This window comes from Sedimentibacter sp. B4, from assembly GCF_000309315.1.
Classification (GTDB): Bacteria; Bacillota; Clostridia; order Tissierellales; family Sedimentibacteraceae; genus Sedimentibacter; species Sedimentibacter saalensis.
Genome location: NZ_CANG01001136.1, coordinates 1 through 213, shown reverse-complemented (window position 1 = coordinate 213; position 213 = coordinate 1). Strand labels below are relative to the sequence as shown.

General features: G+C 71.8%; 1 protein-coding gene. It reads right to left on the bottom strand.

Annotation, left to right across the window (positions count from 1 at the left end; genetic code table 11):
* Positions 1-213, bottom strand: a 213-nt coding sequence (locus BN358_RS21915) for a dihydrofolate reductase family protein (RefSeq protein ID WP_040584362.1), incomplete at both ends; no start/stop codon positions are given.

Sequence of the window (213 nt, the reverse complement as noted above, 5' to 3'; positions counted from 1 at the left end):
CCTCGATGTCGTAGTCTTCTCGAGGCCTTCCAGCCCGTCCCAGAGCCGGACGCCGCGGCCGAGCACGATCGGCACCTGGACGAGGTGCATCTGGTCGATCAACCCGGCAGCGAGGAAGTCCCGCACCACGCTCGGGCCTCCGCCGATCCGGACGTCCAGGCCGCCGGCCGCCGCCCGGGCGGTCTCCAACGCATCCTGCACCGTGGCGTCCAG